Annotated in this window: 13 protein-coding genes; 8 read left to right on the forward strand and 5 right to left on the reverse strand. The window is 64.3% G+C overall.

Translation table 11 applies throughout. The features are described from left to right. Positions 1-200 precede the first annotated feature (200 nt). The 4 genes from J3A66_RS00180 to J3A66_RS00195 all read left to right on the forward strand — a co-directional run bounded on the left by J3A66_RS00180 (position 201) and on the right by J3A66_RS00195 (position 6,310). Complete coding sequence (locus tag J3A66_RS00180) at positions 201-479, forward strand: hypothetical protein (RefSeq protein ID WP_209566470.1); 279 nt, start codon at positions 201-203, stop codon at positions 477-479. Next, a complete protein-coding gene (locus J3A66_RS00185; RefSeq protein WP_209566471.1) occupies positions 476-1,657 on the forward strand; it encodes a serine hydrolase domain-containing protein in 1,182 nt (393 codons plus the stop codon). The genes J3A66_RS00180 and J3A66_RS00185 overlap by 4 nt, the downstream gene beginning before the upstream one ends. A 497-nt stretch (positions 1,658-2,154) precedes the next feature. Beyond that, positions 2,155-5,469 carry a TonB-dependent receptor gene (locus tag J3A66_RS00190; protein WP_209566472.1) on the forward strand — a complete coding sequence of 1,105 codons (3,315 nt, stop codon included), beginning with the start codon at positions 2,155-2,157 and terminating at the stop codon, positions 5,467-5,469. Between the two features lie 52 nt (positions 5,470-5,521). After that, positions 5,522-6,310 (forward strand): S1/P1 nuclease, encoded by a 789-nt coding sequence (locus tag J3A66_RS00195; RefSeq protein ID WP_192070863.1) that lies wholly within the window; start codon positions 5,522-5,524, stop codon positions 6,308-6,310. Positions 6,311-8,325: 2,015 nt separating this feature from the next. On the opposite strand, the gene J3A66_RS00200 is transcribed toward J3A66_RS00195, so the two are convergent. Both J3A66_RS00200 and J3A66_RS00205 read right to left on the reverse strand, forming a co-directional pair. Continuing rightward, positions 8,326-11,778: a LamG-like jellyroll fold domain-containing protein gene (locus J3A66_RS00200; protein ID WP_209566473.1), complete on the reverse strand. Its 3,453-nt coding sequence runs from the start codon at positions 11,776-11,778 to the stop codon at positions 8,326-8,328. Positions 11,779-11,845: 67 nt separating this feature from the next. After that, on the reverse strand, positions 11,846-12,889 hold the full coding sequence (locus tag J3A66_RS00205; protein WP_245336636.1) for an ROK family protein: 1,044 nt from the start codon (positions 12,887-12,889) through the stop codon (positions 11,846-11,848). Positions 12,890-13,068: 179 nt separating this feature from the next. On the opposite strand from J3A66_RS00205, the gene J3A66_RS00210 reads away from it, so the two are divergent. Beyond that, entirely contained in the window at positions 13,069-16,248 is a 3,180-nt protein-coding gene (locus J3A66_RS00210; protein WP_245336637.1) for a TonB-dependent receptor, read from the forward strand. An 86-nt stretch (positions 16,249-16,334) separates the two neighbouring features. Then, the gene (locus J3A66_RS00215) at positions 16,335-17,927 is read left to right on the forward strand and encodes a tryptophan halogenase family protein (protein ID WP_245336638.1); all 1,593 of its coding nucleotides are present in this window, start codon (positions 16,335-16,337) and stop codon (positions 17,925-17,927) included. Here J3A66_RS00215 and J3A66_RS00220 read toward each other — a convergent pair. From J3A66_RS00220 to J3A66_RS00230, 3 genes are all read right to left on the reverse strand, one after another. Continuing rightward, the gene (locus J3A66_RS00220) at positions 17,924-19,399 is read right to left on the reverse strand and encodes a carboxylesterase family protein (protein ID WP_209566475.1); all 1,476 of its coding nucleotides are present in this window, start codon (positions 19,397-19,399) and stop codon (positions 17,924-17,926) included. The genes J3A66_RS00215 and J3A66_RS00220 overlap by 4 nt on opposite strands. Then, positions 19,396-20,145 carry an SGNH/GDSL hydrolase family protein gene (locus J3A66_RS00225; RefSeq protein ID WP_107934156.1) on the reverse strand — a complete coding sequence of 250 codons (750 nt, stop codon included), beginning with the start codon at positions 20,143-20,145 and terminating at the stop codon, positions 19,396-19,398. The genes J3A66_RS00220 and J3A66_RS00225 overlap by 4 nt, the downstream gene beginning before the upstream one ends. 566 nt (positions 20,146-20,711) lie before the next feature. Beyond that, positions 20,712-20,948: a DUF3253 domain-containing protein gene (locus J3A66_RS00230; RefSeq protein WP_209566476.1), complete on the reverse strand. Its 237-nt coding sequence runs from the start codon at positions 20,946-20,948 to the stop codon at positions 20,712-20,714. Between the two features lie 909 nt (positions 20,949-21,857). On the opposite strand from J3A66_RS00230, the gene J3A66_RS00235 reads away from it, so the two are divergent. Continuing rightward, a complete protein-coding gene (locus J3A66_RS00235) occupies positions 21,858-23,252 on the forward strand; it encodes a DUF4139 domain-containing protein (RefSeq protein ID WP_245336877.1) in 1,395 nt (464 codons plus the stop codon). After that, complete coding sequence (locus tag J3A66_RS00240) at positions 23,252-24,784, forward strand: hypothetical protein (RefSeq protein ID WP_209566477.1); 1,533 nt, start codon at positions 23,252-23,254, stop codon at positions 24,782-24,784. Before J3A66_RS00235 ends, J3A66_RS00240 begins: the two co-directional genes overlap by 1 nt. Positions 24,785-25,174: the final 390 nt, after the last annotated feature.

A 25,174-nucleotide genomic window follows, 5' to 3' on the forward strand; every position in this document is an offset into this window, starting at 1 on the left:
ATATAAATACACGCCCGCTTTCGCCGATCGGCACCCAAAAGCGGCCGTTCCGCTCTCCACCAAGCTCGGCCATTCCCGAGATTCGATCGAGAATGGACCAAGGGCAATGGCGGTCGGTACGGGGCCGCAGCAGGGTCCTTGCTACGCCCGGCAGCAATGCGTAGCGTATTAGCCCAGTAGGACACCAGAAGGCGGGGATGATGATCGGGCAAATTCGAGTAGCGTTCGTTTTGGCCTTCGTGTCCGCTCCTGTCGCCGCCCAGCAACAGCCACTTGCTTCTGGACCATCAAAGATTGCTGAGGTCGAGCACGGCCTGACCTCCGCTGTGGTGCTGGCCGGCACGCCAGCGTCACCTCGAACGATTGCCGCAGAGATGAGTCGGCTGCACGTGCCCGGTGCCAGCGTCGCCGTCCTGCGTGGCGGAACGATCGAATGGTCCAAGGGATACGGGATCACGCGCGCGGGGGGATACCGGTGACACCCGACACTCTTTTTCAGGCGGGTTCGATTAGCAAGCCGCTAGCGGCGCTGGCCGCGCTGCGTCTCGTCCAGCAGCGCCGCCTGAAGCTTGATGGCGACGTGAACGGGCAGCTTCGAGGCTGGAAACTGCCGACGCCGCCCGGCGCGCACGTTACGTTGCGTGAGCTGCTCTCGCACACTGCGGGGACCACGGTACATGGCTTTCCCGGCTATGCTGCCGGCCTACCGGTGCCGAGCGTCGATGACGTGCTCGCCGGCCGCGCGCCTGCGAACACCAAGCCGGTTGTCGTGGAGACCACGCCGGGCACGGCTTGGCGCTACTCCGGCGGGGGCTATACCGTCGTTCAGAAGCTGATCGGCGATGTGACAGCCCAAACATTCGCCGACGTGCTACGCGACGAGGTGCTCCGTCCCGCCGGCATGACGCATAGCTACTTCGCGCAGCCGCTCGACGCTGTCTTGCTGGCGAACGCAGCTTGGCCGCACGATGGGACGGGAGTGCCCGTTTTGGGCGGACCCCACACTTACCCGGAACTGGCCGCAGCGGGTCTTTGGAGCACGCCGGGCGACCTGCTGCGCTATGCCATAGCCGTGCGTAACAGCGCTCGCGGCAAGACGGGCGCACTTCTCAGCCGGGCGCTCGCGACGGAGATGCTGACACCCGGCAAGGGCGGTTACGGCCTCGGCCTTGAGGTCCACGGTGCATCTGCCGCTCGCGACTTCTCGCATGGGGGCAGCAACGAGGGATATGAGAACTTCCTGGTAGCCTATACCGACACTGGCGATGGCGTAGCCGTCATGACCAACGGCGCTCAGGGCAATGAGTTGGGGCTTGAGATTACCCGCAGCGTGGCCGCAGCCTATGGCTGGCCAAGCTACCGTAGCATCGAGCGCGCGAGTGTGCCGATCCCGGTGCTCATGCGCGCGCGCCTGGTTGGCAACTACGCAATTCCAAACCTTGGCTCTTTCTCGATCACCGGCGAAGGATCGGGCTTGGCCTTGTCGCTGAAGGAAGGAGTCAGCGAGCCGCTCTATGCGTCGTCGCCGGACACCTACTTCATACTGTCGACTGACATGGTGCTGCATGTGGATAGCACCGGTTCAAAGGTTAGCGGGCGCATTGTTTCCGGCCCGTTCGATGTGCCCTTCACAGAGGAAGCCGACGCCAAACCTTAAGCTGAAACGACTTCCATAATTGATCCTTTTGGGAACGGCAGCAATCGCCAGCTGCCTCCTGAAAGCTGCCTGTCCGCTAAACACCAGGTCGGGACGTTCAGGCGCTCCCAGCTTGCCAACCGTTCCTGAAAGCCGACTGGCAGCTTTCGGGCGGTAAAGCGGACGGACCCAAAACGCTCACACCCGGACGTTAAGGCTGGCGATCCGGGCTCCCGATAACGGCCACTCCATAGGCACGATTTTTCCTGTTTCTCCATGTCCGACAGGTCATTTCGGGAAAAAGCAATCGAGAACTCAGTTACAAGAGCAGGTGCCCCGGACGGCTATCCTTGCGATTGCCCCGGCGACTGTCCCGCCATGAATTCTTTTCCAGCAAAGTCAGGCTGGCAGAAATCATCCACAAACCGCAAACGATCCGATCCGTAACAACACTGACATGAACACTGCCCATAGGGGCCTCCGCTAGGCCGAAATGGCAAGCGGCCCAGGGAGATTTCATGAGACTAACCGCCATTGGCGCCAGTGTTCTGGCGCTTACCGTCGCTTGCGTTCAGCCCGCGTTCGCGCAGGAAACCACCTCTGCCGTCCGTGGTCGCGTCACCGATGCGGGCGGACAGCCCGTCGCCAATGCGTCGGTCACGATCGTTCACATGCCGTCCGGCACGCAGGTCACCCAGGCGACCGACACGACGGGCAATTTCAATGCCTCCGGTCTGCGCGCAGGCGGACCGTTCCGCGTGACCGTCAACGCACCGTCGTACGACAGCAAGACCACAGAAGGCGTGCAGACCGCCGCTGGCAGCACCGTCACGCTGAACGTCACGGTCGATGCGCAGACCGGCAACGACATCGTCGTTACCGCCGGCGCCAAGCGTGACGGTCTCGCCGTCGCCGGGCAGACGAGCCTGAACGCCGATGCGATCCAAGGCATCGCGTCGGTCAATCGTGACCTGCGCGACCTGCTGCGGCGCGACCCGCTCACCAGCCTCGATCCGAACCCGCGCGGTCGGGCGATCTCGATCGGCGGCGCCAGCCCGCGCGGCAATCGCTTTACCATCGACGGCGTCGCGATCGGCGACGATTTCGGGCTCAACGCAGGCGGCCTGCCGTCGGCGCGCGGCATCGTCTCTCTCGATGCGATCGACCAGCTCAACGTGAAGGCGGTCCCGATCGACATTTCCGAGGGCGATCTCCAGGGTGGATCGGTCAACATCATCCTGAAATCGGGCAGCAACCGGTTCCATGGCAGCACCTTCGGAATCTTCGGCGACGATTCGCTTCAGGGCACGAAGACCTACGATAATGTCCGCTCGGACGGGACGGTCGTCCCGGCGGCGGCGGGACGACTGACCCCGGTGCCGAGCTTCCGCGATTACGGCGGCAACCTGTCCGGCCCGATCATCAAGGACAAGCTGTTCTTCGCCATATCCTATGAGCAGCTCAAGGAAAGCCAGGTCAGCGCGCGCGGCCTGGCAGGAGAGGGCGCGAGCACCGAGATCCCGTTCGTCACCCGCGCCAACGTCGACCGCGTCCGCAGCATCCTGAACAGCCGCTACGGCTTCGACCCGCTCGACATCGCCAAAACGTTGCCGGAAAAGGACAAGAAGGCGTCGGCGAAGCTCGACTGGAACATCAGCGACCGGCACCGGCTCGCGCTGACATATATCTACCACAAGAACGAGGTGCCGCGCGATGTCGGCTTCAGCGAGACCGGGTCGAACCCGTCGGTCGGGCTGCAATCCAACTTCTATCTGCTCGGCGAGACGACCAACGCCTATGCCGCCCAGCTGAATTCCAACTGGAGCGACAATTTCTCGACCGAACTGCGCGTCACGCGCCGCGATTACGAGCGGACGCAGAACCCCTATGGCGGCAGCGATTTCCCCGAGTTCGAGATCTGCCTCGACCCCGTGTCGCGCGGCAGCGGGCTGAACTGCCTCGCCCCGACCGGCGCCAACCCCAATGGCCGCGTCCTGCTCGGCCACGATCAGTTCCGCCAGTCCAACTATCTCAGCATCCGGAACAGCGGCGTGTCGTGGTCGGGCCAATATTCGGGCGGCGGCCACGTCATCAAGCTCCTCGCCGAGGGGCAGCAGGTCAAGATCAACAACCTGTTCGTCCCCGCGACCAAGGGGAAATATTACTTCGATTCGATCGCCGATCTCGAGGCGGGGCGTGCGAACCAGCTGACCTATGCCAACGCGCTGTCGGGCGATCCGGCGGACGCGGCCGCGCGCTTCAATTACATGTCCTATACGTTCGGCGTGCAGGACAGCTGGTCGGTATCGCCCGATATCACGGTGACCGGCGGGCTGCGCTACGACTGGGTCGATGCCGACCGACCGCAGCTCAACGTCCGGTTCCTCTCGGCGTACGGCTTCTCCAATGCGGCGATGCCGACGGGCGGCGTGCTGCAGCCGCGGCTGGGCGTGACCTGGGATGCGAAGCCAAACCTGCGCCTGTCGGCCGGCGCCGGCCTGTTCGGCGGCGGGACGCCGGATGTCTGGTTCTCGAACTCCTTCTCGAACGACGGCGTGCGCCAGAACAGCCTGTTGTTCCAGCGCAACGGCACCAGCTTCGTCGATGCCACCCAGACCGGGGCCGCGGCCAACATCGCCCCATCGCTGGGATCGGCGGCGCTCGACAACGTCACCGGCCAGGGCATTCCAAGCGTCTTGGACCAGTATCTGGCGGGTGCCGGGGCCCCCGCGGCGGCCTCGGTCGGAGCGCTCGACCCTGATCTGAAGCTGGCGTCCACCTGGAAGGCCAATGTCGCGCTCAACTGGTCGGGAAGCCTGCCGTTCGGCCCCGGCTGGATCGCGGACAATTGGGAATTCAACCTCAGCGCGCTCGCCAGCGAAGTGAATAACGGCTTCGTCGCGACCGACGTGCGGACCGCCCAGATCGGCGAGCTTCCCGATGGCCGCCCGCGCTACAATCCCGCGGTCGGCGCCAATTGGGACATCGTGTTGCGCAACACGGGCCAGGGCCGTTCGCGCGTTCTCGGCGTAGGGCTGGGCAAGCGCATCGGTGGGCTCTCGCTCGGCGCGAACTACATCTATTCGGACGTGAAGGATGTCGGTTCGTTCACCGGCTATACGCCGACCGAGTTGCTGGGCGTCACCACCGCCGACCCGAACCGCGGCACGCTGGGCCGCTCGAGCTTCGAGACACGCCACAACGGCAAGGTGCAGATCGGCTATAGGGCGGACCTGTTCGGCGACAACGAGTTCCGGATCGACCTGTTCGGGGAATTCCGCAGCGGGCGCCCGTACAGCTACACCTTTACCGACGCCAGCAACGGCCGGTCGCAGGTGTTCGGCACGGTCGGCGGCAATGGGCGGCATCTGTTCTACGTTCCCGATTTCGATCAGGCGGCGATCATCAATGCGGCGGGCCGTCCGCAGGTCGGCGTGGTGGAGTTCGCCGACCAGGCGACGCTCGACGCGCTGCGTGCCACCGTCGACGGCAGCAAATTGCGCAAATATTACGGCGCGATCGCGCCGCGCAACCTGGGCACGTCGCCGGGCTTCTCGAGACTGGATCTCCATGTGTCGCAGGAGATCCCGTTCTTCTTCGGCAAGGCGAAGGTCTTCACCGATGTCGAGAATGTGCTGAACCTGCTCAACCGCAACTGGAACACCTACAAGGTCTTCTCGGACTCGGTCAGCATCGCCAACGTTTCGTGCGTCGCGGCGGCGGGGAATCCGTGCGCCCGCTATCTCTACTCCAATGCGAGCAGGCAGACCGCCACGACCTATCAGAGCGCCTCGCTCTGGCAGATGCGGGTCGGCCTCCGCTTCGACTTCTGACCGACGGACGGGGAGGCCACGGCGCCTCCCCGTCGCGCACAAGGATTACAGCATGCGATTCATCAGGGCCTTTCTCGCCGGCGCGCTGGCGCTGGCATCGACACCGGCGATGGCGTGGGGGCCGACCGGGCACCGCGTCAGCGGCGCGATCGCGGACCGCTTCATCTGCGGCACGACCCGGCTGGAGATCCGCGATCTCCTCGGCGTCGAAACGCTCGCCGATGCCGCCAACTGGGCGGACTATATGCGGATGCAGTCCGATCCCTATTGGAGCAAGACGACCTTCAACTGGCATTTCGTCACGATACCCGACGGCAAGACCTATACGCAGGCGGGCGTACCCCCGCAGGGCGATGCGGTGTCGGCGCTGGCCAAGTTCCGGGCCGTCGTGCGCGACCGCAAGGCGCCGATCGCCGCGCGACGCGACGCATTGCGCATGATCGTCCATATCGCCGGCGATCTCGGCCAGCCGCTGCATTCGGGCAATGCCCGCGACCGCGGGGGCAATGACGAGATCGTGACGCTGCGCGGCCAACAGACCAACCTGCACACGATCTGGGATTCGACGCTGATCGACAGCGAGCAGATGTCCTACACCGAATGGACCGACTATCTGCTCGCCCGGATCACCAGCGAGCAGGCCATCGCGTGGTCGAGCCCCGATCCCGTGTCATGGGTCGACGAGGCGCGGGCGCTTCATCCGCAGGTCTATCCCAAGTCGAAGACGATCGACGGTGACTATCTCTACACCGCCCGGCCACTGCTCCATGCGCAGATGACCAAATCGGGACTGCATCTGGCGGCGTATCTGAACGATCTGTTTGGACGTTGCAGCGGGTAAGGAGATGTCGGCTGGCTTACGTTGGCTATCTTTCTCAAACCCCGCCATTCCAAAAAAATCGATCTATTTTGGGAAAAGCGGCAGCTCCCGTAATGTCGGCTATTGCCACGCGCCTTCCTGGAAGCTGCCGTTCCGCGTTCCACCAAATATGCCTTCAAAAGTAAGAGGCTATGACGGTTCTCGAGAATAGCATTGGCTCAGACACGGCCGAGATCGCGGACCTCTGACACAAGGGAACCAGAGGGGTGAAGTAGACAACGCAATTCGCTTCATCACTATGTAATTGGGCAAGTCAGCATCGACATTCGATAAGCAAATCAAGGTGGCTGCACCTCCCCGCAACCACCGATATAGAACTACAATCGCCGCCCTCACGGGCGGCGTTGTCGGTTGTGCAGCGTATTCATATCTCTGACCGGTTTTGCCCCTCATTGGCGTGGGTGTGGCATGAACTTTGTCATCTGTGACCCCAACGCCATAAGCCGCTGCTGGGCCAATAGACGCGAGGTTAAGCTACCTGTGCCTGCCGTTCAAAATCTGTAGAACTGTGATAGCCCAGGGTCGAGTGCCCGAGCTTGCTGCGCAGAACACCGAGCGCTTTTCAGAACCAGGACATCGGCTAGTCCCCCAGGTGTCGCCAAGGACTCGAACGTTATATCATGCACTCACTTGCAATGCAGGTTATCGGGCAAGTCCAGATCTTGGCTAGCCTGCGACACCGCGGCGCGACACCTTCGCACCAGCTTCACCACATCAAGCTGAACTGCCGCCGTCGCAGGCTTTAAACTCCTGGCTGGGCTTGCGTGTCACAATCCTGAGGTGGATATGTCAATCGTTAAGTATAGCGACCGCTCGTGGCCAGCCAGTGGGACCATTCTCTATCTTTGCTAGAAAACAGGAAACCATGAAGCCGTTGTAGGGTAGGCGGTCAAGGCTAGTGAGCTTTTCCATGTGGTAATAGCCGATGTCTCGGCCTGCCTTTGCTTCACCGCCTCGGCGGCACGGGAATCCCGCATGCATGTTCGATGGTCGCTTCCCTTGCCAGCAAGCGCACAAGCTCGGCCAGCGCTTGTTGCGCTTCTGGTCCCTGTGCCAACATTATCCGTGCAGCGGCCATACCAGCGTTGTGTTACGGCTGTCAGCGGGTACGTACGAAATACACGTCATGTTACATGCCGGTTTCATGAAATCGGATAGTCCCCCCGCCCGGATGCGACTGCCACAAGGCTTCAGCCATCTGCGGCCGGAGCTCGGAGAGATACTCAGGGATCATCGTACATACGTGAAAGGCACTCTAGGGCGATCAGTAAGGAAGCACTTGCCTTCGGTGTAGGAATGACCTGCGTTGCCCTGTCGCGGATCGAAAATGTCCGCACTTGGCCAAAGGCGCAAACGCTCGACCGGATTATCCACGAGTTAGATATTGATTGGCCCGACGTGGCGGTGCGAGGGGTCGGTTCCACGCCGTCGCGGCAATCCGCGGTGTCGGCCTCGAACCTCCAGGATCGAGCATGCGGAAGCTGGTTGATCGGCGGTCTTCACATGGCACGACGATGATCTCGATCGTCCGCGCGAAGATCGCCGCGTCGCTTTCAGCAATACGGTCCTTGCCAATCTCGCTGCTGGTCAGTCGCGCAAGGATGAGGAGGAGTAGCGCGGTGCCCGATGTCGTGCGGTCGTACGTTCTACCGCCGCGTAGTTTTTTTGAGCCATCCCGCGGTTTTCGGCAACACCAGACCTTCTGCACGCAAAGCTGGTGGAAAGCAGCCTGTCTGCTTTCGGCCGGCGATCGGCATAAACGGACGTTCGTTCAGAAGAAGGGGCGGGGGGGGGGGCGAGTGTCGCTTCTTGGTGGAAAGCCGGCAGTTCGCAATAGGTGGCACTTTTAGCGTAAAGCGCCGTATGTTCAGGTGTGCCCCGTCGCCCTTCAAGGCGTCCCGTTCCGGACGTAGTTCCGATCATCAGGGGCGGCGACGCAGTCGCGCCCCATAATGACCTGCGTACGATCAAACGGGCTATCGTCCGATTGGACGCGTCATTTCTGGGAGGTTCCAGCCTCGTAACGTCACCGCCGCCGGCGCCGCGCCGACCGTCTTTGGATAGCGGATTTCGATGCGCCGGGTCTCACCGGGCAGGAGCGCGACATAATTGTCGTTGTAGAATGCCGGCAGGATGCGCTTTCCCGCCGTATCGACTAGCGTCAGCTTCGCATTGAGCGCGGGCACTTTGGTGTCATTGGTGAGCGTCACGGCCACCATCATGTCGTCACCGACGGATATCGGGGCGGCGACCGAGCTGCTCAGGGTAACACTCTGCAGGCTGTTGAGCATCTGGTAGGCTGCCTCGTCCTTGCCGCGCCAGTAGAAATTCTCCGCAACCGTCGTGCCGGACCGATCGGTCATGTCGAGCTTGACCAGAACCATCGGATGCGATGCGAACAGGCGGTCGAGTGGTACGACGGCAAGCGGGGTTGCCGCATTCGCCTTTGCATCGAGACGATCCTCGCGGCTGAACAGTTCGGCATTGTCGAGCCCGACGACCCGCGTGCGTACGAGAAGGCCGGGGCGTGGCTCGCGGGTGGTATTGAGTACGACCAGTTCGTTGCCCGGCAAGTTCAGCTGAACGTGGAGCGGCTCCGCGGCCTTTTTCGCCCCGTAATATGCCGCATGAGTATCATAGTCCCAGCTGTAGATCTGCCATGCGTTCGACGGCCAGGCCGGGTGGGTCATCCACAGGAGCCGACCGGAGTTTTTGGTCCAGAGATGGCCCAGAAACCCTTCATACATCGCCTTGTGCGTCTCGAGATTCATCATCTGTGCTTTCCGCTCGAAATCGGCGAAGCTCGTCGCAGGCCCGAACATCGTCGCCAGCGTCGTCATGAACGTCTTGGTGTCGCCGTTCCCGGCAAAGTGCCAGTCGTGATAGGCCAGCGTGTCGCTGAGCGGCCAGGTCTCGCTATCGGGCATGGTGGCGCGGACGGATTCAAGCGTCGAGAGCGACGGCGTTCCCGTTTCGACTGAGAAGCCGCTGGCCAGATCGGTGAAATAGCCCACCGGTGGCCGGTAGTTGTACGGCCCCGATCCCTGCAGATTGACGACGTTCGAGCTGCCCGTGAACCAGCGCGTGCCATCCTCGCGCGCGATGAGATCGTCGAGCCCTTCGTTCAGCGTGGGATAGGGCACGCCTTCGTTGCGGCCGAACCACAGGATGATCGACGGGTGATTGCGATAGCGCCGCACGACGTCGTCCGCATTCTTGAGGAAGAGCTCTGGGTCCTGCGGCTCGACCTGGAAATTCTGCGTTGATTGCCAGAAATCGTTGAGCACCATCATGCCGGTCTCGTCGGCGAGGTCGAAAAACTCGGCTTCGGTGTTATTACCCATCCAGTTGCGGATGACGTTCATGTGCGCCTCCTTCTGGAGACGGAAATAGGGTGCCAGCCGGTCCCGGCCGACGCGTTTCATCGCATCGTCCATGCCCCAGTTGCCGCCGCGCGCCGCGATCTGCACGCCGTTCACGCGGATGGTCAAATGCGGCTCGGGCATCGTCTCCTCGACAGGCGTCACCGCCGGTGAGGTTTGGCCGGCGACGGTCAGCGACTCGGTCCACCCGTTCGGCGACTGCTTGATCGCTTCGTGACGGACGTCGATAAGACGTTCGCCGCGCAGGCTGCCATCGGTGAACTGCAGATTGACCCGCCGGAGAGCGCCCGCGGTATCGAACAGCGACAGGTCGTAGCTCACCTCACGGATCCCGAACCGGTCGGTACGCGTGTCCGACAGCCGGCCATCAGCCAGCGCCTCGAGCGACAATTGGTACAGCGCCTGCTCGCCATAGCCGTTCGGCCACCAGAGTTTCGGATTTGCGACGCGCAGCTGGGCGAAGTCCTTGGGCGAGAAGGCGACCTTCGTCTCGCCGGGCGATACGGTCACCGTCTTCTCGACATGCACATCGCCAAACGCCGCGCGAACGGTGACGCTGCGCGGCGTGGTGCCGTCGTTGCGAACGGGGACGGTGATGTAAACATCGGCACGGTCGGTCCGTGGCAGCGGCAGGTCGGTGACGACCTGTGGGTCGAGCAGGCGGACGTCGCCATGCGCCAGCAGTTCGACCGGACGCCACAGCCCGGTGTTGCGGTCGCGGATGCCGGGAATCCAGTCCCACCCTTCGGTGGCGACGAAGGTCGGACCGTCGATGGCGAGCTGCCCGCCATTCTCGCCGACGCCGGCGCTGATCGACTGTTCGTGCGGAATGCCGGGATGGGGCGGCGGCGACACGCGCACCGCGACGACATTGTCACCGGCGACGGGGACGAAATCGAACTGGCCGCGGATGAACGCGCCGCGTGTACTGCCGAGCTTGCGGCCGTTTGCCCAAACGTCTGCGGCATAGTTAATGCCGCCGAAGACGAGCGTAAGCCGCTTTCCGGCGGCTTCGGGCGGGACGGTGAAGCTGGTGCGGTACCAGTAATCCTGCCGGGCGAGGCTTTCGGGAATCTTGAGGTTATTCAACCCGTAATAGGGGTCGGGATAGACTCCGCGATCGACCAGCGTGGTCAGCACGGTGCCCGGTACGGTTGCGGCACGCCATGTGCCGCTGGGCACGCCCGGACGTGACAGCGTCGCACCATCGTCGCGCACGTCCGGCGCGGCGGCAAGCTGCCAGCCGTTCACCAGCCAGCGGCCGTCGCGTGCCGGCGCCAACCCCGTCGGCGGTAAGGGCATGTTTAAGACCGGCGACGTGGTGGCGTCGCCGCGTGCCTTTGGCAGCGTCCACGGATCCTGTTGCTGCGTCAAACCGATATTGGCTTGTTTCTGGAGCGGCCAGCCGACGCCGACCTGCCAGAACTGGACGAGCGCGAAGTCTGGCTGCGCGCGGGCCGCGTCGGCCAGTGCCGCGGCGCTCCGCGCGCGCGCGTCGAACGTCGCGTCGGCCAGCGATCCGCCGAAATGCTGCTTCGCGCGGCCGGTGCCGGTGACGGGTGCCAGTGCCAGACGGGGCGTGACGGCGACCGAGCGGCCGGCGCGCGACGCGACCGGCCGGCCGTCGACATAGAGCGTCAGCGTGCGACCGTCCGACACGGCGGCGACATGCGTCCAGCGACCGGCGGCGAGCATGCTTCCGCCGGTGACGCGGACGCTGCCGTCGGCGCCGGTGACGCGGCCATCGACGAGCGAGAGACAGCGGCAGGCCCCTAGCGGATCGCCGACGGCCAGCAGGGTGCCGGTCATGCGCGTCGCACCGGGCCGGACCCAGGTCGACAGAGTCCAGGGCGCATCGGCGGCGACCCCTGCCTGCGCGCCGGTCAGGTCGCGCTCGACGCCGATCCCGCCGGCGAGGATGTCGACGTTATAGGGGCCGGCGTTGCCGATCGCTGCTGGCGCGTCGGCTGGCGCGGTTTGCGCTGCGACCGCGCCCGACAGGGCCGTTCCTAGCAGTAACAGGGTGGTGAGTGTCGCCAGTCGCATGAATAGTCCCTCCTGAGGTGCCGGCTTGGCAGTGCCGCCGGTCAGTTTTGTGCCGCGGTATGCCGGGTCAGTGACCGACCTGCGGATCCTTTGTCCATAATCTTGCGGCACCGCGAACGCCGGAGGCGTCGCCCCAGCGTGCGGGCACGATACGGCCGTCCCACAGATCGGAAAATGTGTGGCGGCGCACGACATCGGGCAGGCCGGCGTAGATTTCGGTGACGTTCGACATGCCGCCGCCAAGGACGATCACCTCGGGGTCGAGCAGGTTGACGACGAGCGCGAGCACACGCCCGAGGCGATCGACATAGGCACTTAGCGCGGCGCGGGCCGCGGGGTCGCCGGAGCGCGCCACGGCAACGATGTCGGGCGCGCTGAGCGCCAGGCCGTGTTCGGTGGCCGCGGCCCGCGCAAAGCCGGTACCCGAAACCCAGCTCTCGATGCAGCCCGACAGCCCGCACCAGCATGGTGGAGGATCGGCCTCGCGTCCGCCGGGCCACGGTAGGGGCAGATGGCCGATCTCGCCAGCGATCCCGTGCGCACCATCAATCGCGGCGCCGGACAGCACGACGCCACCACCGACTCCGGTACCGATCACCAGCGCAAAAACGCTCTGCGCACCCGCAGCGGCACCATCGATCGCCTCCGACAGGGCCAGGCAATTGGCATCGTTGACCAGCCGTACGGGGCGACCGAGCGCCCGGGCGAGGTCCTCGCGAAAGGGGCGGCCATTGAGATAGGTAGAGTTGCTGTTGCGCATGATCCCGGTTCGCGGTGACGGCGAGCCCGGTGCACCGATCCCGACCGTGCAGCGCGCGCCCCCGGCGTCGTCCGCCGCGGCGACCAGGTTCGATATCGCGGTCAGCGCGCTGTCGTAGCTGCCGGGATTGGGAATGCGTTGCCGCCACGCAGCCGCACCGTTTTTCGAGAGCAACACGGCTTCGATCTTCGTACCGCCGAAATCGATACCGAGCGCCGGCGCAGCATCTTCGCATACCAGCCCGCCGATGTTGGCAATGGTACCACTCTCCCCCACGATATCCTCCCCCCATGCTCGTGACCGCTGCACGGCCATCCTGATCGACAATGCCAGTTCGAAAAATAAACGCAAATTGATTATCCAATTGACGGCGCTTTGCGGCGCGGTAGAACACGGGTGGCAAGACAACGGTAAGTTGCGGCTGGCACGTGGGAGAGGGGTAGGGCGCCGCGGCGCCGATCAACTTCATTCTCGCAGGCTAAAGCGTTCGCCAATCGCTGGCGGTGTTGATTGTGAGGGAGAGGGTCGGAATGTTGCGCGCAAAATCCAAGAACATGTTGATGGTCGCCGCGTCGGTGACGGCGTTGGTCAGCAGCAGTACTGCGCTCGCGCAGCAAACATCGACGACGCAGGGGGTGTTGCAAAGCGCGCCCACAGATCAGGCTGCATCGCCGTCCGCCGCTGCGGCCGATCAGGCGAGCGAAACGCAAACCCCGACCACCCCGACGAGTGATGCCGCCGCGGAAAGCGAGGACATCGTCGTTACCGGCATTCGCGGCGCGCAGCGGCGTGCGGTCAACCTGAAGCGCGATGCCGCGTCGGTCACCGATTCGATCTCCGCCGAAGACATCGGCAAGCTGCCCGACGTGACCATCTCGGATTCGCTCCAGCGTATCCCTGGCGTGCAGATCCGCCGCGACGCGGGTGAGGGGGCCGCAATCAACATTCGCGGCCTGCCACAGGTGACGACGCTGCTCAACGGCGAGGCCTATCTCGGCGCGCAGTCGATCACGACGATCCAACCGAATTTCAACGACATCCCGTCGCAGCTGTTCGCCGGCGCCGACGTCATCAAGTCGAGCACGGCGGACCTGCTCAACGCGGGCATCACCGGCACCGTCAACCTGCGTACGCGCCGTCCGTTCGACCTGAAGAAGGGCTTCACCTTCGCGGCTGCCGCCGAGGGCGCGTACGGCGACAAGACCAAGGAATTCGATCCAAACCTGAACGGCTTGTTCGGCTTCCGTGGTGAGAAGGTCGGCTTCCTCGTGTCCGGGGCCTATTCGAACCTGCATCTGTCGAACTCGCACAACGGCATCCAGGAAGGCTATGGCGCAGCGCTCCACAACGAGCAGTTCAACACCGCCGCCAACCCGACTGGCGACGTCAACCTGAGCAGCGGCTTTTCGCCCGCCAATCGTCCCAAGGGCACGATCGTCGGTACCGGCCGCGACGTGAACGGCGATGGTGACTCGAACGACGCGTTCATCGTCCCACAGGGTTTTACCGCCTGGGACAAGGTGAACCAGCGCGAGCGGATCGGTATCAATGCCTCGGCGCAGTGGGAGATCAGCGATGCGCTGACCTTGAACGCCGACGCGTTCTTCACCCGCCAGAACGAGAACGACCGGACTGCCGGCATTCAGATGCAGAACGTCAACTGGCAGGCGGCCGAATTCGTCCCGGGGCAGTCGCGTAACACGGGTTCGGTTGTTTCGCTCAGCAACGGCGGCGTGACTCGCGACTATGACCTGAACACCACACAAGTCTATAATTACGATCTCGGCAACTTCGACTCGTACGCGCAGAATGATCGCTTCAAGTCGCAGTCGCAGAACTACAATGTCGAACTCAAGTACGACAATGGCGGTCGCTTCAAGGCAAGCCTGCGCGGTATCTACGGCAAGGCCTATTCGAATTACGACCAGAGCTATCTGCAGTTCAGCCCGTCCAACGGCGCGCAGTGGCAGCCGGGCGGGATCGGTCATTATCCGACGGGAGACGTCGCGTTCAATCCCGGCGGCTATGTCGTCAACACCTTGGCGGGCGCGGCGTCGCTACCAGCGACGGTCGATTTCACCGGCAACCAGCCCGTATTTACGCTGCCATCGCAGCTGACGAACGCGCTCGGCAATATCGACAGCTACACGATGAAGACGACCTCTTCGGAGGGCAATTACCGGCGCAAGGGCGACCTCAAGCTGATCCGCGGTGACGTCTCCTACGAGGCGAACGACAATGTCAGCCTGGCCCTGGGTGGCCGGTATAGCGAGCGCACGGTCGACGATTTCGAATTCGATCGCGCGGCACCGCTCTATGCCGGGCAGGCGTCGCAGGCGGGTGGCTGCCTGGTCAAATGGAAGGCATTCGACGTCCCCCTGAACGATGCCTCGTGCCGTGCCGGTACGGGCACGTTCGGGACCGCCAGCTTCGCTCCCTACACCGCAGGGCAGGTCCGCAAGGCGAGCGATCCGATCTTCAACGGGCAGGTCAAGCAGTACAACCTGCCGGGCGCTGGCCTGCCGCCGATCTACGTGCTGGATCCCAAGGTGATGGACAACGCGCTGGCGTTCCAGAACAGCTTTTATCCCGGCAACGTGGAAGTGCAGAACCCCGGCGCGTCGTTCAACGTCGGCGTGAAGCAGATTTCGGGCTACGCGCAGCTCAACGTCAAGGGCGACGTGTTCGGCATCCCGGTGTCGGGCAATGCGGGCCTCAAGGTCATCAACACCAAGCTCGACATCACGCAGTTTGTCACCGGTTCGCCACAGCCCTATGGCCTGGCCAATCTGAGCAACGGCACCGTCGAGACCAAGCGCAGCTTCACCGACTTCCTGCCCGCCTTCAATCTCGCGTTCAACCTCGCCGAGAATGTGAAGCTGCGGCTTGCCTATTCCAAGACGATGACGTTGCTCGACCTCAACCAATGGGGCGGCGGCCTTAACCCGACCTATGCGATCGACACGAGCAACCCCGGTTCGCCCGTGTTCCGCGTCACCGGCGGCAGTTCCAACGGCAACCCGCAGCTCGATCCGTGGCGCGCCACCAACGTCGAGGGATCGCTCGAATATTATATCGGCGCGAGCAGCCTGATCAGCGTCGGTGCCTTCTACATCGACGTTGCGAGCTTCATCCAGTCGGGCAACATCGTCCGCACCGACCTGCCCGACAATGACGGCGTCGTTCGCAACCGAACGGTCTCGATCAGCACGCCGGTGCAGGGCGATGGCGGGACGCTGAAGGGCGTCGAGGCAGGCTGGAAACAGTCGTTCAGCGACCTCGGCTTCATGCCGTCGATCCTGACCAACTTCGGTATCGACGCGAACATCACCTATTCGCCGTCCGACTCCGGCGCGGTCGATCTGAAGGGCGATGCAATCCCGTTCCAGGATAATTCGAAGATCCAGACCAATCTGGCGGGCTTCTACCAGGACGATCATTTCCAGGCGCGTGTCGCGTGGAATTATCGCTCCAAGCGCGCGGTGCAGCAGAATTTCGGCGGTATCCAGGGTCTCGAACTCTATCAGCAACCAACCAACTATGTTGACGCGTCGATCAGCTACGACTTCACGCCGAACCTGACGCTGTATGCGCAAGGGTCGAACCTGACCGGAGAATACGAGAAATACTATCTGACCTTCCCAGACGAGAAGGCCTACAACAACATTTACGAGCGCCGGTTCATGGCGGGTGCACGCCTCAAGTTCTGAGGCGTAATGTGTGACGCAGATGCCCGCCGGCTTTCATCGGGGTGGCGGGCACCTGTATGCCGGACTGCGTTGACGGGGAGTTGGTCATGACGGGCAGAACACCGGGTCCGGCATCCGCCCGCGGGCCGCTGCGCTCGATCGTCATCGTCGGGGGCGGCACGGCGGGGTGGATGGCGGCAACGTTGCTCGCCCGGCGGCTCGACCGCCAGCCGGTCAAGATCACGGTTATCGACTCCAGCGCGATCGGCACGGTTGGCGTCGGCGAGGCGACCGTGCCGGGCATCCGCGATTTCTTCCGCGAAATCGGCGTCACCGGGCAGGAGGTGATGGCGGCGACGCAGGGCACGGTCAAACTCGGCATCGAGTTCGTCGACTGGAAGCGCGAAGGCGAGCGCTTCTTCCACCCGTTCGGCCTGTACGGCATGCGATCGCGCGGCGTGGCGTTCCATCATTACTGGCGCAAGATGAACGCTGCCGGTCACGCTTCGCCGCTGGCCGATTTCTGTCTCGCGACCGCGCTGGCGGAGCGCAACCTGTTCATGCCGCCGACCGACCGGCCGGTTCATGATCTGCTGTTTTTCGACTGGGCGGTGCACTTCGATGCCGGGCTATTCGCACGGTTCCTGGCGCAGAAGGCGATCGCATGGGGCGTCGAACACATCGATGCCACTATCACCGATGTGCGCGTCGACGGTCGCACGGGGTTCATCAGCGGGGTGGACACCAGTTGCGGCAAGGCGATCGATGGCGATCTGTTCGTCGACTGCTCGGGGTTCCGGTCGCTGCTGCTCGGCGACGCATTGGGCGTGGCGTATGAGGACTGGACGAACCTGCTGCCGTGCGACCGGGCAGTGGCGATGCCATGCACGCGATCGGGGCCGCTGACCCCGTATACACGCAGCACCGCGCTCGAAGCCGGTTGGCAGTGGCGCATCCCACTCCAGCACCGCGTCGGCAACGGCTATGTCTATTCGAGCCGTCACATCTCTGACGACGAGGCGGTCGCTACGCTGAAGGGGAGGCTCGAGGGCGAAGCGCTAGGCGAGCCAAACATGATCCGCTTTCGCACCGGGCGGCGTACGGCGTTCTGGCAGGGGAACTGTGTCGCACTTGGTCTCGCTGCGGGCTTCATGGAACCGCTCGAATCGACCAGCATCACCCTGATACAGACGGGTATCGAGAAGCTTCTCGCCCTGCTGCCCGATCGCGGGTTTGATCCCGCGCTGGCGGAGGAATATAATCGCACGACCGGACTGGAATATGAGCGGATCCGCGATTTCCTGCTGCTCCACTATTTTGCCAATGTCAGGCGTGGAGAGCCGATGTGGGATCGCTGCCGCGACACGGCGCTCCCCAACGCGCTGGCGCACAAGCTCCGGTTGTTCAAGGCGCGCGGCCATCTGGTCCGGTATGAGTGGGAATCGTTCCAGGATCCGAGTTGGCTGTCGATGTATGCAGGCTTCGGGATCGACGCGGCCGCGCATGATCCCGGTGCCGACCATTTCTCGATTCCGGACCTTGAATCGGCATTTGCCCGGATGAAGGAGTCGATTGAACAGGCTGTTGCGCTCGCGCAGCCGCACGACGCGTTCCTCGGCTTGGCTGCGCGCAGTCCAGGGCTCGCGCAGCCTGCCGAGCCGGGCGGCGCTCCTGATCGCCTGATGATGCCGGCGCGTTAGGGAGTGTCGCGCAGCGTGCAGATTGGCCCGCGCAGGTCTCGCCGCGCAGCCGGGCCAGTCTGTTCGAACGCCATGTAGGCGCGCGTGTCGACCGAATAGCGCGCCCATAGGGGCAACCCGGCGCTGTTGGGATTGCCGGTTCTGACGAAGTTGACCCAATAGCGTTGTAGCGGCGGCTGGCCGGGTTGCGGCGGGTTGAACACATAGCCGATCTCGCTTGCATGGCTGACCGTACCGCCAGCCGGCGCGTAGTCGAACTGATACTGCCACACCGGTACACCGACGCGTGCGAATGCCTTGGAGACGGCAATCGTCGGACAGCGAAAGGTCACGTCATCGGCGATCTGCGCGGTGACGTCACCCAGGCGTGGGTCGTCGACCGGCGTGCCGCCTCGCTGGAGACCGTAGAGATCGAGCGCCCGGTCGGCGCCCGCACCGAATTCGCGTCGAACCGTCGCCTCCGCCGCAGCGCGACCGCCATGCAGGGGCAGTTCCTTCGCGTTGACGCCGATGACGAGCGGCTTGCGCGCGAACCGGCCGCTCGCCAGCAGCTTGGCCGGGGTATCGGTCAGGACGCGACCGTCGATTACCGCCTGCAACCAGATGAAGCTGTCATCGTCCAGATCGGGAACATCGACTGCGTCTTGCGCCTCCAGGATTTTGTCGACGGACAGGTTGCGGAGCTGGGCGGTCGGGGCCGTATCCGGCAGTCCGGCGGCCCTTATGAGACGTTCACCCAGGCGTTCGTTCTGCACTAGCGTGCGCGGCGCGACGCCGAAACCGGGCGTTCCGCTTTCCTGGATCGCCTGCGCGAACAACCCGCGCGAAGCCGGGGCCAGCTGGTGAAGCGCGACGTCCTGCGCGCCGGCGGATTCCCCCGCAATCGTGACGCGCTTTGGATCGCCGCCGAAGCGCGCGATGTTGCGCTGGACCCAGGCGAGCGCCGCCTGCTGGTCCATCAGCGCGTAATTGCCCGAATGCCCGCCCTGTTCACGGCTGAGGGCGGGATGCGACAGGAAGCCTAGCGCGCCGAGGCGGTACTGGACACTCACCAGCACGACGCCCGCTTCGGTGATCCGCGATTCGACGGTGCCGCCCCCGGCGCCCGCGCGATTGCCACCGCCGTGGATCCATACCAGCACCGGCAGCGCCGCGGTCGCGCTCGACGTCGGCGTGCGTACGTCGAGGAACAGGCAATCCTCCGAGCTATTGATCGCCGCGTCCCGGTTCCAGTCGCCATAGACGGGTTGCGGACAGGCCGCATGGGTCGCAATTGCCTCGACAGGTTCAGTCCAACGCGTCGGCCGTTCGGGCGCGCGCCACCGCAGCGGTCCGGTCGGCGGTTTGGCGAAGCGGATGCCGCGGAACACTGCACCGCCGTTCGCAAGCGCCTCGCCGCGGACCGGACCATCGTCGGCGCGCACCACCGGGCCGGCGGTGACGGCTGCGAGCGCCAGCGCGAGGACGATCACTGGGCGAGCGCCTTTGGCGCCGGCTTGGCGAGCGACGCGCGGATCGCCGCTTCGGCAACCGGTCCCATGACGGCATATCCCGCCTTGTTCGGATGGACGCCGTCATAGGTCAGGCTCGCGCGGAACCCCTTGCCGTCGTGTAGCGCCGTCCAGTAATCGGCATAGGTAGCGCCGGTCTGCGCAGCATACCCCTTCAACCAGCTATTCATCGCCACGATCTTGTCGGCGGTTTCGAGGCCGGGCCGCCACGGAAAATTCGCAGCGGGCGGGATCGAGGCGAGGATCACACGGATCCCGTGCGCGCGCGCAAGTTCCGCCATCGTCATGATATTGGCCTTCGACTGGTCGGGCGTCATCGGCCCGGTATTACCGGCAATGTCGTTGGTGCCGGCCATGATCTGTACGACTGCGGGTTTCAGATCGATCACGTCCTGGCGAAAGCGCAACACCATCTGCGGCGTGGTCTGCCCACCGATCCCGCGTCCGATGCGGTTGTTGTCGGTAAAGAAGGTAGGGGCCATGTCGAACCAGCCCTGTGTGATTGAATCGCCGATGAAGACGACGCGTGGGCCCGCCATGCCGGCCGGCAACTCCGCATTGGCCTCCGTGTAGCGGCCGAGCCATGCCCAATCGGTATGCAACCGCTCCTCCGCTTGGCGCGCGGCGCTGGCCTTCACATCATCCGTCTTCGCGATTGTCGGTGCGGCCACTGCTGCCAGAGACAAGCTGAGTAAGATCGTTTTCATATTGCGCTCCGGAACTCTCGCAGCGCTATCGCATAATGAGACGGCAAAGCTAAATTTTGTGCGACCGGCCAACTATGGGTTGTGGTGCCTTATCCTCACACTGATCCAGGGCAGCGTGGGTTTCGCAGAGCGTGGGGCCACGACGGTCTCCAACTTGTTGCCTGCAATCTGGCAGCACGCTTGGGGCGGCGGTGCTGGTCATTGAGCTCAATGACAGCCTAGCACGCTGACCCGCTGGGCCGCTGCAACAGATTCAGTAGATACTCGTAGGGCAGGGGTCGGCGGCAAGCACAGTGGCGAAGTGGGCAGGGCTAGCGCGCGGCCTGCACCTGACGTTCTAAGGCGTCCTGATAATCGTAGGCGTCACGCTCGCGCTCTCCGTGTTCGTGCCGCAAGCGACCAAGGAGCACAGCGTGCCAACCTAAACCGATGTCTGTTTGCGGGCCACGGAAGGAGCGGCTTGAAAGTCTGCCCGTGGGTCGCCGCAGCCGCAGCTGCTGAATATGACGTTGTTGAGCTGACTTCCGATACTGGAATGGGCAAAATATGCGAATTAAGCCCTAGCTTCAATCGCCGCCAAGATTGCGGATCCTGTACGGCCCTGAGCGCTTTGCAAGCGGCTGTCCCTTCCAGCTAAGCTGTACCAGCCCGTCGCTGACTAGCTCGTCTATCGCTTCGTGGACTGCAGGCATTGCGCTGCGCCAATCCTGTGCCATTGAACGGGCCACCTCGCTTGGGCATATCGTCGCCCCGGGTGCGCGGCGCTCGAGCAGGGAAAGAGTGGCTGCCTTCGGATCCGTCATCCAGACTGCGTCGACCGCGCACTCCGGCTGGTCAAGGTGCTATTGGAATTCGGTGCCTTCCTCGGGCAGCTTATCCGTGCAGAACGGGGCAGGATGGTCGTGGGAAACTCGCGCCGATGTGATCTCGGGTCCGTTCTGGGACGACCTCCGCGCGGTAGCGGCAGCGATGGGTGAGTGGAGATTCTATCGCAACAAGCGGGTGGGACCCCGGAGCGAGCTTCGCCCAGATCTCCGCCTACGGGTACAGGCTGGGTTAGTCGTCTCGGCGCCAGTCCGGCGATCGTTCGCCGTCAAGAAGGACATCTCGGCGCAAGTGCGCGGCCGGTTCCAGCGGAACTGGTCGGACCGGGCCGACAAGGAGCATTCTTGCCTATACTTTGGGCCGAGCATCACTTTCGGGACGAGGTTCTAGCCGATCGGATGCAGCCGGCATGGTCGACGAGGGCCCCATTGGAACGCCTGCTCGGCTAGCCTGTCGCGGCGGGCGCGTCGGCTAGAATACGAAGCTAAACGAACTTCGCCTCTTCGGGCGAAGGTAGGACGGTCTGAGCGTCGCCTTATGGGTCTTTGCGGATTCGGTGGGAAGGCGTCGCCGAGCTCGGCGTCTACCGGATCAATATCTTGTTCGGGCGCTCCAAGGCTTGGCGGCGTATCGGCACCCGCTACGACCAGTAACCGACGGACTTGCTCTCCGCCGTCGCTCTCGCGGACACCGTCATTTTGGCTATGATCAACGTATCATAACCTTAATGGCGCATCGCACCGATCAGAGCGAACAAGCGCCGTTGTTTGGGTCAGAAAATCAGACCCACAATGTCGCGTTGCCCTTCTGATGCGGTCTCGCCATTATAGCAAGGACCGGGGGAGAGTGACGTGCGCAAAAGCATCTCGAGAGCGTGTGGTTTGGTGATGCTGCTCGGGTCGATTTCGGCAGCCGCTCAGCAATTGCCGCCCCCTGCTGATTCCCCGACCGCCGGAACGGCGCAAGGCGACGTGTCGGTCACCATCTACACCAACGACGTCGCCCTGGTGCAGGACATCCGTCCGCTGAACCTGGCGAGCGGGCGGGTTCGCCAGAATTTCCCCGACGTGAGCGCAGCGATCCGACCGGAAACGGTGTCGCTGACCGTGCCCGATGCCGCGATCGTCGAGCAGAATTTCGACTATGATCTGCTCAGCCCGTCGAGCCTGATGGAGAAAGCGGTCGGCGAGACGATCACGCTGGTGCGGACCAATCCGGCCACCGGCGCGGAAACCCGCGATCGCGCGAAAGTGCTGGCGGTGAACGGCGGCGTGGTCATCGAATTGAACGGTCATGTCGAGGTACTGCGCGACGATGGGCTGCCGGTGCGCGCGGTGTTCGACCGGGTGCCCGACGCGCTGCGGGCGCGCCCGACGCTATCGGTGACACTGACCAGCACGCGCGGAGGAACCCGCCCGGCGACGCTGTCCTACCTGAGCCGCGGGCTCGGCTGGAGCGCCGATTATGTCGCGCTGTTCGACGACAAGAGCGGCACGGTCGATATCCAGGGCTGGGTAACGCTGAAGAATAGCAGCGGGACGACGTTCGCCAACGCCAAAACGCTGCTGGTCGCCGGCGAGGTCGGCAGCGCCGACGATGACGGCAGCGGCGGCTATGCGCCGCGTCCGCGCCGCCGAACGACGACACGCCCCGGCACCGAGAGCGCCGCGCGCGAGCAGCTCGGCGACTTCTACCTCTATCCGCTGGCCGAACGCACCACGATCGCCGACAAGCAAACCAAGCAGGTCAGCTTCCTCGATGCCAAGGGCGTGGCGGCGGGCGCCGGCTATCGGTTCGAGAATGGCTGGCTCGGCAGTTCGGACGAACCACGCAGCGCGCACTCGGTGCTGCGGTTCAGTAACTCGGGTGCAGCAGGCTTGGGCGATGCGCTGCCGGCGGGGGTGGTCCGGGTCTATGTCCGCGATGCACGCGGGCAGCCGCAGTTCACCGGCGAAAACCGGATCGAGCATACCCCGCAAGGGTCGACCATCGCGCTTCCCACCGGCGACGCGTTCGACGTGAAGGTGCAGCCCGTCACCGTGTCGCGCACGCGGCAGGGCGACAGCCGCTGGCGCACGGCGATGCAGTACAAGCTGACTAACGCCCGCGCCCGTCCGGTCACGGTCGAGCTCATCCAGGGCGGGCTCGACTGGGGCGACGTCCGGGTCGTGGAGGACAGCGCAAAGGGTGAACGTCGCACCGCCGGCACGCTGGCGTGGCAGGTATCCGTGCCGGCCAATGGCAGCACCACGGTGACGGCGACCTTCGACACGCGCTACTGATGCGCCATCTGCTGCTCCTGGCGGTCGCGCTGCTGGCGGGCAGGGCGGAGGCGCAGACGACCGTCACCTCGTCCGCGCCGGACCGCGTCTCGCTCACGGTGTACCGGGCACCTTATGGCCGCGGGGCGATGACCCTCCAGTATCTCGGTGGCTTTGCACTGGTGACGGAGACGCGTCGCGTCCGGCTGCCGCGCGGACCGGCGGTTCTGCGGTTCGAGGGCGTGGCGCATGGGATCGTGCCGGTCAGCGCAGTCATCGACGGCCTGCCCGGCGGCACGATCGAGAAGAACCGCGACGCCCGCCTGTTGTCGCCGGCCTCGCTTGTCGACGGTACGCTGGGTCGTGACGTGACGCTGACCCGAACGGACAGGGCGACCGGACGACCGACCAGCGAGCCCGCGACCATTGTCGCCGGCCCGGCACCGGGCGTCATCCTCCGCACGGCGACGGGGATCGAGGCTTTACGCTGTTCGGGTCTCGCGGAGCGGCTGGCGTTCGCCGGCGTCCCAGGCGGCCTGTCGAGCAAGCCGGTGCTGAGCGTAACGACCATCAGCCCGGCGGCGCGCACGGTCACGGTGCGTCTGTCCTATCTCGCGTCCGGGTTCGACTGGCGGGCGAGCTACGTCGCTGCGCTCGCCGCCAACGGGCGAACGGTCGACCTGTTTGCCTGGCTGACCCTCGCCAACAGCAACCCGGAAGTGTTCCCGAAGGCCGAGGTGCAGGCCGTCGCGGGCCGGCTCAACCGGGTGGCGTTGCCCGCGGTTCCGGCGGCGGCGGGCGGGCTGCGGCTGGTCTGCTATCCGCTCGGCACGACGACGTCGGATCTGCCCGAAACGGAGTTTGAGCCTGCCGACGAGATAGTGGTGACGGCGTCGCGCACGATGGCGCCCCCCCCGCCGCCGATGATGGCGCCCCCGGCACCACCCCCGCCGCCGCCCCCTCCCGAAGATCTTGGCGATCTCAAGCTTTATCGTATACCGACGCCCACGACCGTCGCCTCACGCGCGCAAAAGCAAGTTGCTTTGCTCTTTCAAAAGGGCGTGCCGGTCGACCGTCGCTACCGCCGCGCAGTGTATCCCGGCCAGCAGCTCGACGGCGTGCCGACGTCGATCGTGCTCGTGATGAAGAACGATACACCTGGCGGCCTGGGCGTGCCGCTGCCAGCCGGCAGCACCGCACTCTACGCCGAGCGGGCTGGCGGACGCCTGCTGCTGGGATTGGGCGCGGTCACCGACCGCACGGTTGGCGAGACGGTGCGCCTAGCGGCAGGTATCAGCAGCCAGGTTATGTTGACCCAGGCTATCGTTGCGTCGCGCGTGCCGGTGGCGGCTCCGGGGGAAGCATTGTCGCGAGAGGTCGTGCTGACGGCGACTAACGCCAACCCGTTCCCGGCGACGCTCGACGTCCCGATCGGGGCGGCGGGCCAGGCGATCGAGGCCGATGACAAGGCGCTCAACCGAACCGACGGGATCCTCATCTGGTCGCCGACCCTGCCGCCGGGCGGTCGCGCCAATTTGCGTTACCGTTACTGACCGGCCCACTTCGACCTCCCAGGTCGGGCGATACCGCATACGCCTGATTTCAAGATCTATATAGGGTCAGGAAGCCTGTACTGGTAGCAGCTACGATGCCTCGCCGTCCCCGCCAGTTGCGGCACATGAATGGATGACAGGTTTCGGCGAGCGGAAGGGGCGTTCGGAACGTCGCCTTTTGGGTCGTGACCGCCGAGACAGCCATCGACCAGTTCAAGCCATCGCTGCGTTAGCCGGGGAACGGCTGCTCCCGACAGATCCTTCCGTTCGCGTGGCACAAACCGGACAGGCAGCAACGGGCCCGAATTGGCCGCTCGCGACGCTCTCGATCGTTCCTGCATGCGGTCGTCCGTGCAAATCGGTTGGCGCCACCGATGGGTAAGCTGGAGC

This window comes from Sphingomonas sp. PvP018, from assembly GCF_017876865.1.
Lineage (GTDB): Bacteria > Pseudomonadota > Alphaproteobacteria > Sphingomonadales > Sphingomonadaceae > Sphingomonas > Sphingomonas aerolata.